Origin of the sequence: Nocardia sp. NPDC058519 (genome assembly GCF_042719755.1) — a bacterium.
Taxonomy (GTDB): domain Bacteria; phylum Actinomycetota; class Actinomycetes; order Mycobacteriales; family Mycobacteriaceae; genus Nocardia.
Genome location: NZ_JBHXNK010000009.1, coordinates 174,505 through 187,468 on the forward strand (window position 1 = coordinate 174,505; position 12,964 = coordinate 187,468).

Consider the following 12,964-nt stretch of genomic DNA (forward strand, 5'->3'; position numbering starts at 1 on the left):
CACCATCGGGGCTCACTCTACGGAAGCCCACTGACAGATCCACCGATTAAACGAACAGGGCCCCGACCGGCGAACCGATCAGGGCCCTGCTGTTGCGGAGGATAGGGGATTTGAACCCCTGAGGGCGTTAACCCAACCCGCGTTCCAGGCGAGCGCCATAGGCCACTAGGCGAATCCTCCGTGGAGCAGCATAGCGGGTCGCAGGGGGTCGATGCCAAACCGGGCCCCTGCGACCGGTTCTGACCTGCTACTTCTTCAAAGCCGCCAGTACCTTGCGGACCTGCGCCTCGGCGGCGGTGCGCATGGCGGCCTTGTCGGCGGTGCGCGTTGTCGACACCTCGATCTCCACCTTCACCGAGATGTTGCTGTCGTGCGCGGCCACCACGACGGAGTAGTCGCTGGGGATGGAACCGTAGATGTGCTGCTCGGTGGCGTAATACGCCTCCGTGCCGAGACCGCTCACCGCTCCCTGGTCGTAGTCCTTGCCGGTGGTCTTGGTGTCGTAGCCCTTCCAGCGCGCATAGTCGGACTCGGTCTCGCTCTCGGTCTTGAACTCGACCTCGAGCCCCAAGCTCGCGGCGTTGGCGTTGCGACCCGACTCCTTGTTGTTGGCATCGCAGTCGTAGGAGCCGCCACCGATGTACTCCGACGGTCCGCGCTCGGTATGGGTGGTGGTCTCGCGAGTGGACGACCACTGGTTCAGCACGGTGAGATCGACCAGGTCGCAGGCGTTCTTGCCGTCTTTGTAGACGTAGCTGCCCGCCCATTTCTCCGGATCGGGTCCGAAGGGGTTGTCCTCGACCTTGTTAGCCGTGAACGCGATCAGCCCGATCACGAGAACGCCCACCGCGACGATGGCGCCACCGACGATCCACCACACCGCCTTGTTGCCAGAGGAAGGCGGCCGCGGCGGTGCGCCCCACTGCGGGCGTGGCGCCTGATAGGCGCCCGCTTGCGGATGCGCGAACTGCTGCGGCTGCGCGAACTGCTGAGGTTGCGCGAACGGTTGCGGGTTCGCGCCGCTCTGGTAGGGCCCGGGCGGCGCGGTATAGGGCTGGGGGTTCGCGCCGCTTTGATAAGGCGTCGGCGGTGCGGTGTAGGGGCCGGGCGCGCCGATATTGCCGCGCAGCACCGTCGGGTCGGCTTGCGCGGGGTTCTGAACTGCGCCTTCGCCTGGTCGTTCCCACCACGCGACGGTGGGGTCGGACGGCGGCACGCCGTCGCCGGGTGGTTGCTGATTCGGGCCGGTCACGATCGGGCCCCCCTCTCCAGTCTTGGGGAACACCGAACCCCCCGCTGCCGATATCGGATAGATCGTAGCCAGCGTCACCGTCGGCGCGGTGGTTATACGGCTGCGTACACTCGAGTATCGACTGGTCGGGTGTGGTCGTCGCTGGATGGATATGAGGTGGAACACGTCGTGGGTACCGCGCGAACTCCCCGGGTCAGATGGGTCGAGGAAGGGCTGGCCGTGCTGGCGTCCTCGGGCGTCGACGCCGTCCGGATCGAGGCGCTGGCCAAACGCATCGGCGTGACAAAAGGTGGGTTCTACGGCTACTTCGCCGACCGCGACGCACTGCTCACCGCGATGCTCGACGTGTGGGAGAGCGAGGCGACCGACCAGGTGCTCGAGCGCGTCGAGCACGCGGGCCTCGACCCCAAGACCAAGGCGCGGGTGGCCGGGCTGCTCACGTTCTCCAGCAATCGGCTGCTCCCGATCGACCTCGCGATCCGCGACTGGGCCCGCCGCGACGACGACGTCGCCGAACGCCTGCGCCGCGTCGACAACGCGCGAATGGCATTGCTGCGCGAGACAATCGGCGTGTTCTGCGAAGATCCCGATGAGGTGGAAGCCAGGAGCCTGCTCGCCTTCTGCGCCACCATCGGCAGCCACTTCCTGGCAGCCGACCACGACGGCCGCACTCGCGTCGAGGTACTCACCCGTGCCGCCGACCTGCTGTTCGAAGACCGGAATCGCTAGTAGTGAGAACAACCGCTACACTGGCCGACGGATCCCGCGCGGCGAGCATCCTGTGAACTCCCCCAGGGCCGGAAGGCAGCAAGGGTCAACGGGCTCTGCCGGGTGCGCGGGGTCCCCTTTAGTTTCAGGGGACCCTCCTCCGACTGATCGGCCTACGCACCTTCGCAGCGTGCGAGCCTGATCCGGGCCCGGATACCCCGCCGATTCCGAGCAACCTCCGGGTAACGTTGCGGGTGTCAGCACGCACAGCGTGCACCCCCCTTGCTGCTTCGAAAGGCTGCCCAGGATGCCCCGGCAAACGCAGATCGGTTTGATGAGCCACGAGGAACTCGTGTCCGAGCACGAGTCCCAGACCGCGAACTACGCGACGCTCAAAACTGAGAAGCTCACGCTGGATCTCACCCGAGGTAAGCCGTCGCCGGAACAACTCGACCTGTCCTCGTCGCTGCTCTCCTTACCCGGCGACGGCGACTTCCGCGACAGCTCGGGCACCGACTGCCGCAACTACGGCGGCCTCACCGGCCTGCCGGAACTACGCGCGATCTTCGGCGAACTACTCGGCATCCCCGTCGAGCGACTGCTGGCGGGCAACAACGCCAGCCTCGAGATCATGCACGACCTCATCGTGTTCTCGATGCTCTACGGCACCCCCGATTCCCCGCGCCGCTGGGTCGACGAGCCGATCAAGTGGCTGTGCCCGGCTCCCGGCTACGACCGTCACTTCGCCATCACCGAGGCACTCGGCATCGAGATGATCACCATCCCGATGCGCCACGACGGCCCCGACACCCACGCCATCGCGACGCTGCTGGCGAACGACCCGCAGATCAAGGGCCTGTGGGCGGTGCCGAACTACTCCAATCCCACCGGCGTCGTCTACTCCGAAGAGATTGTCCGCGAACTGGTTTCGATGCCCGCCGCGGCGCCGGACTTCCGCCTGTTCTGGGACAACGCCTACGCGGTGCACCCGCTCACCGACATCGCGGCGCCGGTCATCGACGTACTCGGTCTGGCCGCGGCGGCGGGCAACCCGAATCGTCCGCTGGTGTTCGCGTCGACCTCCAAGATCACCTTCGCCGGCGCGGGCGTGAGCTTCTTCGGATCGTCGCAGGCCAATATCGACTGGTACCTGTCACACGCCTCGAAGAAGAGCATCGGTCCCGACAAGCTCAACCAGCTGCGCCACCTGCGCTTCTTCACCGACGCCGAGGGTGTGCGTGAGCACATGCAGAAGCATCGCGCGCTGCTCGAACCCAAGTTCGCGCTCGTGCGCCGCATCCTGGAAGACCGCCTCGGCGCCTCGAAGGTGGCGTCGTGGACCGAGCCCAAGGGCGGCTACTTCATCAGCCTCGACGTGCTCGACGGCACCGCGTCCCGGGTGATCGCCCTGGCCAAGGAGGCGGGCATCGCGCTCACCGCCGCGGGCTCGGCCTTCCCGTACAGCAAGGATCCCGAGGACAAGAACATCCGCATCGCCCCCAGTTTCCCGCAGCTGCCGGAACTGGAGAAGGCGATGGACGGACTCGCGACCTGCGTGCTGTTGGCTGCCACGGAGAAGCTGCTCAAGGGCTGAATCATTGGAGCGCTGGCGCGCTCGAGGCGGGGCCCTTCGGGCCCCTGATCTTCCCTCCCTCCGGGTACTCCTTCGTCGCACCCTCCGGTCAGTCCAGATCAGGGCGGGCCCCGCCCTTGGTAGGGACACATACGTGTGGACCTACCGAGGACGGTTTACGCGGGCTGGCCTCGTGTCGGTTTGTGGACCAGGGCGCCGAACAGGGTGACGGAGATGTGGATGTCGCCTCGGTCGGCGCCGGTCTGTAGGTCGGCGAGGAGCTGGTCGCGGTCGGCCGGGGTGATCACCCCGCGCAGGACGGTCAGGTCCGCGATCCGGCGTACCAGGGCGCCCGCGCCGACCGTGCGGTCCTGGACCAGTGCGTGCGAGCCGATCTCGTCGACCACCAGCCCGGTGCCGCTGAGCAGGCCGGCGAGCCGGCGACCCGACAGCGGGTTGGTGGTCGAGGAGATCAGGGTGTCGATCACCGCGCTCACCACCCGCGGGTCGCCCGGATGGACGATCGCCGTCGACCAATCGCAGTCCACCACCACCGCGCGCCCACCGGGCCGCAGCACCCTGGCGATCTCGGCCGCCGCCCGTGCGGGTGCGGTGAGGTGCTGGAACACCCGTTCACACAGCACCGCGTCGAAGGTGCCGGTGCCGAACGGCAGGCCGTAGGCATCGCCGGAGACGAACGCCGCGCTCGACCCGGACTCGACCGCGCGACGCTGCGCCGAGGCCAGCAGATTCGGATCCGGCTCGACGCCGACCGCGGTGCCACCGGGCCCGAGCTCCTCGGCGAAGGTGAACACCTCCGATCCGGTCCCCGACCCGACATCGAGAGCGCTCTCGCCGGGCTGCAGCGCCAGCGCGGCATGACTCCAGGCGCCGAGCGCGCGCATTCCGGGTTGGGCGACGTCCAGATCGTGGGCGTCGATCAGCTGATCCCGGGCCGCTTGGTCGAAGCGGGCCGGTCGTGGGGTGTAATCGGTCATACGCACCGCCAGAGTGGGAGCAGTCCTCATGAGCATGGACTCAGAGGCTACTGGTGAAATGTGTCACGATGAATGTATGACTCGCACGCTGTGCCTCGCGCAGGAATCCGAGGCCGACGAACTGCTCAGCACCGACGATTTCGCGCTACTGCTCGGGATGCTGCTCGACCAGCAGTACCCGATGGAGCACGCGTTTCGTGGGCCGCGCAAACTCGCCGAGCGCATGGGCGGATTCGATCTGCACCGCATCGCCGAAGCCGATCCGGCCGAATTCGAGGAACTCGCGGCGACACCGCCCGCTATTCATCGATATGGGCGGTCGATGGCGCGGCGGGCGCAGGCGCTGGCCCAGTACGTGATCGAGCATTACGACGGCGTACCAGCGCAGATCTGGACCGCAGGTGATCCCGACGGCAAAGAGGTGCTGCGCCGGTTGCAGGACCTGCCGGGGTTCGGGGCGCAGAAGGCGAAGATCTTCCTCGCGCTGCTCGGAAAACAACGCGGCGTGCAGCCCGCAGGCTGGCGAAAAGCGGCCGGATCCTATGGCGATGACGGGTCACGACGCTCGGTGGCGGATGTCGTCGATGCCGAAACATTGTCGGAGGTAAGGGAATTCAAGAAGCAGGCCAAGGCGGCGGCTAAGGTCGCGAAATGAACTCTTAGTTAAGATCTAGCTGCTTTTTTCCCTCGTCACAGCGATGGATCTGCTCGAAGCTGGCAACTCGAACAGCTCCACGACAGATGAGGGATTGGCAGTTTTATGAAGATGAGGAAATTCGCCGTGGTCGCGGCGCTGTTGACCGTGGCCACCGGTGTCACGGCGGGGACGGTGAATGCCGCGCCGGCCGAAGAGACCGCCGCCCCGATCAACTACACCGCCGAGGTCGTCGACGAGTCGAAAGCCGTCATCACCACCGACGCCGGCTCGCTGGTCGTAGAAGACGGCGTCTTCAAGATCAAGGCCGCCAACGGCACCGTCGTCGCGGGCACCCCGCTGGCGTTCCGCCTCGACGAGTTCGAGCTGCCGATCGCCGCGGAGATCTCGGGCAATACCGCGACGCTGACGCCGCAGCTGGATCCGGCCAAGGCCGTGTACAAGCCGGTCGCGCTGCCCTATGAGGACAAGGCCCCGTGGAAGACGGAATACGAGCGTGAGCAGGCTGCCTGGAGCCGCCTGACCTCCACCATCTCGCTCGGTGCCGCCATCGGCACCTTGGTCGGTGGACTCGGTGGCGCGGCCGTCGGTTGCGTCGCGGGTGCTGCCTCGGGCGCGGTTGCCGGTGGTCTGCTCGGCTTCCTGGTCGGCTCGGTCCCCGGCGGCATCGGCGGCTGCCTCGTCGGCGCCACCACTTTCGGTGCGCTCGGCGTCATCGCGGGCCAGATCCTCGTGACCGCTCCGGTCGCGATCGGTGCTGCGATCCAGTACTTCACCACGATCAACCAGCCCTTCAACGCGCCTGCTCCGGCCAAGTAAGAGCAGTTGACGTTCGAACCCTCTGCGGGAACTTCGGTTCCGGCAGGGGGTTCTGCTGTATCGCTGTATTGCGCTGCTTTGGCACAACGCTGACCTGCGGTGATGGTGTGCCGCATCGCACAATTCGCCGGTTCGGCTTGGATGGGTCTGGATTCGGTGTTAACTTGATTGTTATGTCCGGCAACCATCTCACCGCCCAGCGGGTCACCTATGTGACCGCCGCTCTGGGTCTGCGGTTGCCGTTGACGCGTGAACTGTGTCGTTCCTGCTCCTGCGGCTGAGTCTTTCCGGCTCCCTGGCTGCCACGTCATACGTGTAGGCAATCCCGTTGGGACAACGGGATTTCAGCAAGGAACTTCATATGTCTGCTCCCATCATCGATCGCCCCGTCTCCCGGACGGGCGCCGGTCGTCCTCGTGTTTCCCGCCCCGTTGTGCCGCCGGAGCTGCGGCGTAGCGACAACCCCGCCGCCGCGGTGCTGCGAACCGCGGCATCGGGTCCGGTCTCGCGTGACAACGCCGCGCGGGCAACGGGCTTGAGTATCGCCACCGTGAATCGGCAAGTGGCGTCGCTGCTTTCGGCGGGTCTGCTGCGTGAGCGGCCCGATCTGACCGCCGCGGGTGCTGTCGGCAGGCCGCGGGTGCCGTTCGAGATCGATCATGACGCCTACCTCACGCTCGGCATCCATATCGGTGCCGAGGCAACGAAAATCGTCGCCGCCGATCTGCGTGGGCGGATTCTCGGTGGGCTCGCCATCGCCACACCGCAGACCGGGCAGGAATTCGCGGTCACCACCGTCGCTCGCAGTGCCAAGGCGTTCCTGCAGCGGTGGCATCGGCGGACGCCGCTGTGGGCGGGTGTCGCCATCGGTGGGCGGGTGGATCCGCAGAGCGGTGTGGTCGACCACCCGAAGCTGGAATGGAAGGGCGCGCCGATCGGGCAGGTGCTCGGTGATGTGCTCGAGCTGCCGGTTTCCGTGGCACCGCACGTCGAGGCGATGGCGGCTTCGGAGCTGCTGCTGCCGACCTTCGATGCGCGCCGCCCCGAGCCCGATACCGAACTTCCCGCTGCTCAGCACGGCAGCAGCCTCTACTTCTATGTTCGTGAGACCGCGGGCATCGCCGTCACTCTCGACGGTCGGGTCCATACGCCGAGCAATGGCCCTGGGTCGATCGCGCATCTGCCGACGGGTTCCGATGTGCAGTGCACGTGCGGGCGGCGTGGGTGCTTGGAAGTGACCGTCGGTGATCGAGCGCTGCAAGCTCGGGCCGTCGGTCGCGGAATCATTCCGGCGCACAACGGGACCGCCGGGACGACGATCAACGATCTGTATCGGGCGGCTGAGTCCGGGTCCGAGTCGGCGCGGGAATTGCTCGCCGAGCGGGCGACGATGCTCGGGCAGACGGTCGCACTGGTTCGGGACATGCTGAACCCGGACCGAGTTGTGCTGGGCGGCCAGGCTTTTACCGGGTATCGGCCCGCGCTGGGACATGTGGCTCGGGCGTTCTCGCAGAGCACCCAGCTGGCCGCTACCGATATTCGGATCAGCGGATTCGGCGGGAAGGTACAGGAATTCGCCGCGGTGGTTACTTCGCTGAGCGCGCTGTACGCGGACCCGTTGGCGGCTATCCGCCGGGTGTAAGAAAAACGCCCTGCGACTCTCGATGAGTTGCAGGGCGTTTTCGCGTACGCGGATCAACGCGGGTTGAAAGCGCCTTCCAGAGCTGTGATGAAGAAGGGGAATTGGGCGGCGAAGCGGTGGAGGTTGGGGTCTCGGTCGTAGCCGGCGAACCAGTAGAGGCCCGGTTGTGAGTCGGCTGCGGGGTTCATGTCGCGGAAGGTGCGGATCCAGTTGTCCGCTCGGCCGCTGATCACCGTGTAGGGGAGGGCGCGGGAGAAGATCGTTTCCTGGTCGATCGGGGGGATGCGGTCGCGGGTGACGGTGTCGAGGCCGCGGTGCATGGCGCGGATCCGGCCTGCGACGGTGTCGCCGAGGGGAGTTCGGGTGGGGAGGTAGTTGGGCAGCAGCATCGCCGCGCCGCCTGCCAGAGCGATGGCTACGCCTACCAGAGCGTGGCCCGCGGTCAGTGCGAGTGCGACGGTGATGATCAGCCCGAGGGCGATCAGGGCGGCGCCGATCCAGCGGGGGAGGGCACGCTGCTTCGGGTCGGCGAAGGCACCGGTGGCGACCGCGTCGTTGCGCATGGCGGCGCGGATCGGGTCCAGGTGCAGTCGGCCGGGGGCGCGCAGTTCGCGGACGGCGACAGCGTCGGTGCCCTCGGGGAGCAGCATGTCGTAGACGGTGCGTTCGTAATCGCGCAACTGGTCGTCGGGGGCGTTGACGCGGCTGATACGCCAATCGTCTTCGCCGCGCGCGTTCACCGGGGTGATCCACAGGTAGCGCCGGACGGCGAGATCGACGACGGTGGCGGCGATGTCGACCGGGTCGGCGTGTTCGTCGATGATCAGGCCCGCCTCGCCGGGGAGCACACCATCGGGGGAGGTGAACTCGACGCGGCCGCCCTGCTGGATCAGCGGATCGAAGGCATCGCTGCCGGCGATCGCGGCGGCGGCGCGCTTTCGTGCCAGCAGCACGTAGGCGACCATGCCGGCCAAGGCCAGCAGGAAAGCGCCGAATGCGGCGAGCACGGGCGTGGTGAAGGCGAACGGACCCGTACCTCCGCCGCGCACATCGGCATTCGCGGGCACGGTGCCTGGGGGCATCTGCAGGGTGAGGTCGATGGCATCGCCCTTGCGCAGGTTCGTCTGGTGCAGGTAGAGCACGCCGTCGGGTTCTGTGTGGACATCGGCGCACGGCTTGGCATTGCCCGCGGAGCCGAGTTTGCAGTCCACGATGCCCATTTGGAAACTCGGGCTGATCACCGAGACGTCGAGCACGGCGATGTCGGCGTTGAGCACGCCCAGCCAGTGGAACACCTGTGTGCCGGGCATGTCGGAGACGGTGTTGTGCACCGTATACGTGAACTTCGATTCGCCGGGCTTGGCCTCGACGACGAACTGGTCGTTCACGGTGGTCGCGGTGCCCGCACCGGTCGCGGTCACATCGGTGACCTTGAAGACCCGCTCGACATCGTCACCGACCTTCAGGCGCAGCGGCAGCGACATCGTGAAATTTCCATCGGCGGGCACCGCGACGGTTTCGATGACCTCGAGCACACCGGTTTCGGTGAGCGTGAGGTCGGCGGTGATCGAGACACCGGTGGTCTCGGGCTGCGTGTGGGCTACCGGCGCGGCCACGAGCAAACCCGCCGCAGCGAGCAGCAGCGCGCCCGCGGCGCCCCCCCGAAAAGTCAGCATGGGTGCTTACTCTAGACAGCTTGCTATTCTGCGTCAGCGGCTGTCGATGACTCATGAGACGAGGGGGGTACGGGGGAGTGACTCAACCACCGTACGGTTATGGGCCGAACGGCCCAGGTGGACGACCGGTTCCGCCGCCCCCCGGCTATGGTCCGCCCCCGGGATATCGGCCACAACCGGGATACGGGCAGCCGGGTTATCCACAGCCTCAGGGTTATCCACAGGGTTACGGGCAGCGTCCGGCGTATGGTCCGCCGCCGGGATATCGCCCGCCGCCCATGCCCTACGGCCCGCCGGGCAGGCCGACTCCGCCGCCGCGTAAGCGCGGTGGTGGCTTCACCTCGGCAATCCTCGTGGTCATCTTCCTGCTGGTCGGTGGCCTGGTGAAATACGCCGTCAACACCGGCGTAGACCTCGGCATCGGCGCGATCGGCCCCAAACCGACCACCACCTACACCCCGCAGCCCGGTACCGCGCCCGCCGCGACCGGCGACAACCCCCTGCTCACCGACTCCGACGGCACCCTGGTCCCGGCATCGTGCAACTACGCGCCGTGGAGCACCCAGGTCGACAAGGCACGCGCCTTCTTCGAATCGGCCGCGACGTGCCTCGAATCGGCGTGGAAACCGCTACTGGCGGAGAACAATCTGCCCTTCGAGTCGCCGACGCTCAGCATCACCGCCACCACCGACGGCATCTCCACCCCGTGCACCGGATCGACGAGCAACTTCGCCGCCTTCTACTGCCCGGCGAACAAGACCATCTACATGCCGATCAGCCAGCTGCAGACCGATCAGTTCCGCGACAACTGGGTCGTGTACCTGTCGGTGTTCGCGCACGAGTACGGCCACCACGTGCAGGCCCAGTCGGGCATCCTGCGCAAGGCCAACAGCGAGCGCGTCGACGCGGGCGCTCGCTCGGCCAAGGGCCTCGAGCTCTCGCGCCGAGTCGAGTTGCAGGCCAACTGCTTCGACGGCATGTTCATCGCCTCCTCGAAGGGCGGCGGCTCGCTGACCTCGTCGCAGGTCACGGTCGCCACCAAGGATTCCTACGGCCGCGGTGACGGCCCCGGCGACATGCGCGACCACGGCACCGCCGAGCACGGCGGTCAGTGGTTCGAAACCGGCCTCGACCGCAACCTCACCGCCCTGTGCAACACCTTCACAGTTGCCGCGAGCGAAGTGAACTGATGTCACAACCGCCCGGCTACGGGCCCTATGGGCCTTACGGCCCGCCTGGGTATCCGCAGCAGCAGCCCTACGGATATCCCGCCCCGCAGTACCAACGCCCGTTGCCGCCGCCTTACGGGAGGCCGTTGCCGCCGCCGTACGGCTATGCGCCGCAGGGGTATCCGCCGCCGCGTCGTGGTGGATCGGGAGCGGTCGGTGCCGTGTTGACGGTGTTGACCGTGTTCGGGGTCATCGGGTTGCTGGTTGCCGCGGTGACCCTGTCCGAGCAGAGCTCGCCGGGCTCGGTCGCGAAGACGACGCCGCCGAGTTTCACCTACAGCTCGAATTCGCCGGTGCCGACCACGAATCCGACGTCGGCGCGAGCCACGACCACCGCGCGCACCACGGCGCCGACAACGACCAAACCCGCGGGTCCACAACCTGTTATCGCCCTCGGCCAGCATCCGCTGTTCAAGAACGACGACGCGGGCCTGACGAACATGGACTGCGATCTGCCGCGCTGGTCGACCAACGCGGCGGTGGCCAAGGCCTTCTTCGCGGCGGCGCAGGTCTGCCTCGATCAGATGTGGCGGTCGAATCTGGCCGCCGCGAATCTGCCGTTCAAGAGCCCGGGTCTGGTTGTCGCGGAACAGCCTTCGCAGCTGTCGTCGCCGTGCGGCGGCTCCACCAGCGACGCGTTCTATTGCAGTGCCTCTAGCACCATCTACATGTCGACGGCGGGCTTGGTCCTGAACAACACCCCGTACCCGCCGATGGAGGCGCTGTCGGTGTACGCCCACGAATACGGTCACCACATCCAGGGCATCACCGGCTTGATGCAGGCCTCGTCGAATCAGCGCCGTGAGCAGGGCGCGATGTCGGCGGGCGGGTTGGAGACCTCACGTCGAATGGAGTTGCAGGCCAGCTGTTTCGGCGGCATGTACATCGGTTCTTCGGAAGCGGGTGGTTCGTGGACCTCGCAGGAGGGCTACGCCGCGGTGAAGCACAACTACAACCGCGGTGACGGCCCCGGCCGCCACCGCGATCACGGCACCTCGGACCACAACGGCAATTGGTACAACCAGGGCTACACGAAGAACCGCAACTTCCAATGCAACACCTGGCTGGCACCAGCCGACGAAGTCAGCTAGCTGCCGTAGTGGCCTTCGCCGAAGCGGCGAGGAGAAGAGCCGTGAACGCCTTCCGCATAGGCGGTTTCGGCGTGGAGGGCGAAGTCGATGCCCGCTGTTTCGTCTTCCTTGCTCACACGGAAGCCGATGATCTTGTCGATGCCCTTGCCGAGCACCCACGAGACCGCGAAGGCGTAGGCCGCGACCACGAGTACCGCCACGAGTTGCTTGCCGAGCTGGGCGAAGCCGCCGCCGTAGAACAGGCCGTTCACGCCGCCGGTCATCACCTGGGTGGCCAGCAGGCCGATCAGGATCGTGCCGACGATGCCGCCGACGAAGTGCACGCCGACCACGTCGAGCGAATCGTCGTAGCCCGCTTTGTGTTTCCAGCCGACCGCGAACGCACACACCACACCGGCGGCCAGGCCGACGATCACCGCGCCGAAGGTGTTCACCACGCCGCAGGACGGGGTGATCGCGACCAGACCGGCCACCACACCCGAGGCCGCGCCGAAGGTGGTCGGCCTGCCGTCGCGGAGCTGTTCGACGAGGAGCCAGCCGAGCATGCCGAGGCTGCCCGCGACCAGGGTGTTCAGGAAGACCGCCGCCGCGGCACCGGTGGCGCCCAGCGCGGAGCCCGCGTTGAAACCGAACCAGCCGAACCACAGCAGACCGGCGCCGAGCAGCACGAACGGCAGGTTGTGCGGACGCATCGCGTCGATGTTGAAACCGATCCGCGGCCCGAGGACCAGCGCCAAGGCCAAGGCCGAAGCACCGGAGGCGATCTCGACCACCAGGCCGCCCGCGTAGTCGAGCGCGCCGAAGTTCAGCAGCCAGCCGTCGGGTCCCCACACCCAGTGCGCGATCGGCGCGTACACCGCCAGCGTCCACAGCGGAACGAACACCATCCAGCCCGCGAACTTGGCGCGGTCGGCGATGGCGCCCGAGACCAGGGCCGCGGTCAGGATGGCGAACGTCAGCTGGAAGGTGACGAACAGCAGCTCCGGGATGGTGCCGCGGACGGAGTCGGGGTTGATCCCGGCCAGCCCGAGGTGCTCGAGATTGCCGATCAGGCCACCGCCCGCGTCGTCGCCGAAGGCCAGGCTGTAGCCGGCGACCAGCCAGACCACGGTCACCAGCGGGATCGCGATGAAGCTCATCATCAGCATGTTCAGCACGCCGGTCGAGCGCACCATCCCGCCGTAGAAGACGGCCAGTGCGGGCGTCATCAACAGCACCATGGCGGTAGCCGCGAGCAGCCAGGCGGTGGCCGCGGGGTCGATCGTTGCGGGCACGGTAACTCCTTTCACGCGTGAATGCGTTGCGAGAAAGTTACCGAACA

Annotated in this window: 11 protein-coding genes, 1 tRNA gene and 1 other RNA gene; 8 read left to right on the forward strand and 5 right to left on the reverse strand. The window is 67.0% G+C overall.

Going from position 1 to position 12,964, the window contains the following annotated elements; all coding sequences use genetic code 11:
* Positions 1-95: 95 nt before the first annotated feature.
* Together ACFWPK_RS13605 and ACFWPK_RS13610 are read right to left on the reverse strand one after the other, a co-directional pair.
* Positions 96-180, reverse strand: a tRNA-Ser gene (locus tag ACFWPK_RS13605).
* A 67-nt stretch (positions 181-247) separates the two neighbouring features.
* The gene (locus ACFWPK_RS13610; RefSeq protein ID WP_378915195.1) at positions 248-1,252 is read right to left on the reverse strand and encodes a hypothetical protein; all 1,005 of its coding nucleotides are present in this window, start codon (positions 1,250-1,252) and stop codon (positions 248-250) included.
* A 156-nt stretch (positions 1,253-1,408) separates the two neighbouring features.
* On the opposite strand from ACFWPK_RS13610, the gene ACFWPK_RS13615 reads away from it, so the two are divergent.
* The 3 genes from ACFWPK_RS13615 (at position 1,409) to ACFWPK_RS13625 (ending at position 3,554) form a co-directional block, all read left to right on the forward strand.
* A complete protein-coding gene (locus ACFWPK_RS13615) occupies positions 1,409-1,981 on the forward strand; it encodes a TetR/AcrR family transcriptional regulator (RefSeq protein WP_378915197.1) in 573 nt (190 codons plus the stop codon).
* 26 nt (positions 1,982-2,007) lie between these two features.
* Positions 2,008-2,102: signal recognition particle sRNA small type (ffs, locus tag ACFWPK_RS13620), an RNA gene on the forward strand.
* 165 nt (positions 2,103-2,267) lie between these two features.
* Complete coding sequence (locus ACFWPK_RS13625; protein WP_378915199.1) at positions 2,268-3,554, forward strand: aminotransferase class I/II-fold pyridoxal phosphate-dependent enzyme; 1,287 nt, start codon at positions 2,268-2,270, stop codon at positions 3,552-3,554.
* Positions 3,555-3,709: 155 nt separating this feature from the next.
* Here the strand turns inward: ACFWPK_RS13625 and ACFWPK_RS13630 are convergent, their stop codons facing one another.
* The gene (locus ACFWPK_RS13630; RefSeq protein WP_378915201.1) at positions 3,710-4,531 is read right to left on the reverse strand and encodes a methyltransferase domain-containing protein; all 822 of its coding nucleotides are present in this window, start codon (positions 4,529-4,531) and stop codon (positions 3,710-3,712) included.
* Between the two features lie 76 nt (positions 4,532-4,607).
* Between ACFWPK_RS13630 and ACFWPK_RS13635 the strand changes: the two genes are divergently transcribed.
* From ACFWPK_RS13635 to ACFWPK_RS13645, 3 genes are all read left to right on the forward strand, one after another.
* Entirely contained in the window at positions 4,608-5,186 is a 579-nt protein-coding gene (locus tag ACFWPK_RS13635; protein ID WP_378915203.1) for an HhH-GPD-type base excision DNA repair protein, read from the forward strand.
* Positions 5,187-5,291: 105 nt separating this feature from the next.
* A complete protein-coding gene (locus ACFWPK_RS13640; RefSeq protein WP_378915205.1) occupies positions 5,292-6,005 on the forward strand; it encodes a hypothetical protein in 714 nt (237 codons plus the stop codon).
* Between the two features lie 361 nt (positions 6,006-6,366).
* Entirely contained in the window at positions 6,367-7,647 is a 1,281-nt protein-coding gene (locus ACFWPK_RS13645; protein ID WP_101464856.1) for an ROK family transcriptional regulator, read from the forward strand.
* A gap of 53 nt (positions 7,648-7,700) precedes the next feature.
* Here the strand turns inward: ACFWPK_RS13645 and ACFWPK_RS13650 are convergent, their stop codons facing one another.
* Positions 7,701-9,323, reverse strand: coding sequence for a DUF2207 family protein (locus ACFWPK_RS13650; protein ID WP_378915208.1), 1,623 nt, complete (start codon positions 9,321-9,323; stop codon positions 7,701-7,703).
* Between the two features lie 278 nt (positions 9,324-9,601).
* Here ACFWPK_RS13650 and ACFWPK_RS13655 point away from each other — a divergent pair, with 278 nt between their 5' ends.
* Positions 9,602-10,513 carry a neutral zinc metallopeptidase gene (locus ACFWPK_RS13655; protein WP_378915210.1) on the forward strand — a complete coding sequence of 304 codons (912 nt, stop codon included), beginning with the start codon at positions 9,602-9,604 and terminating at the stop codon, positions 10,511-10,513.
* Entirely contained in the window at positions 10,513-11,643 is a 1,131-nt protein-coding gene (locus tag ACFWPK_RS13660; protein WP_378915212.1) for a neutral zinc metallopeptidase, read from the forward strand. The genes ACFWPK_RS13655 and ACFWPK_RS13660 overlap by 1 nt, the downstream gene beginning before the upstream one ends.
* Here ACFWPK_RS13660 and ACFWPK_RS13665 read toward each other — a convergent pair.
* Positions 11,640-12,917, reverse strand: coding sequence for an ammonium transporter (locus ACFWPK_RS13665; protein WP_378915214.1), 1,278 nt, complete (start codon positions 12,915-12,917; stop codon positions 11,640-11,642). The two genes, ACFWPK_RS13660 and ACFWPK_RS13665, sit on opposite strands and share 4 nt — an antisense overlap.
* Positions 12,918-12,964 lie beyond the last annotated feature (47 nt).

Excerpts from the sequence above, each read along its gene's own strand:
- ACFWPK_RS13625 (WP_378915199.1), top strand. The coding sequence starts at position 2,268 with ATGCCCCGGCAAACGCAGATCGGTTTGATGAGCCACGAGGAACTCGTG.
- ACFWPK_RS13630 (WP_378915201.1), bottom strand. The coding sequence starts at position 4,531 with ATGACCGATTACACCCCACGACCGGCCCGCTTCGACCAAGCGGCCCGG.
- ACFWPK_RS13635 (WP_378915203.1), top strand. The coding sequence starts at position 4,608 with ATGACTCGCACGCTGTGCCTCGCGCAGGAATCCGAGGCCGACGAACTG.
- ACFWPK_RS13640 (WP_378915205.1), top strand. The coding sequence starts at position 5,292 with ATGAAGATGAGGAAATTCGCCGTGGTCGCGGCGCTGTTGACCGTGGCC.
- ACFWPK_RS13645 (WP_101464856.1), top strand. The coding sequence starts at position 6,367 with ATGTCTGCTCCCATCATCGATCGCCCCGTCTCCCGGACGGGCGCCGGT.
- ACFWPK_RS13650 (WP_378915208.1), bottom strand. The coding sequence starts at position 9,323 with ATGCTGACTTTTCGGGGGGGCGCCGCGGGCGCGCTGCTGCTCGCTGCG.
- ACFWPK_RS13655 (WP_378915210.1), top strand. The coding sequence starts at position 9,602 with ATGCCCTACGGCCCGCCGGGCAGGCCGACTCCGCCGCCGCGTAAGCGC.
- ACFWPK_RS13660 (WP_378915212.1), top strand. The coding sequence starts at position 10,513 with ATGTCACAACCGCCCGGCTACGGGCCCTATGGGCCTTACGGCCCGCCT.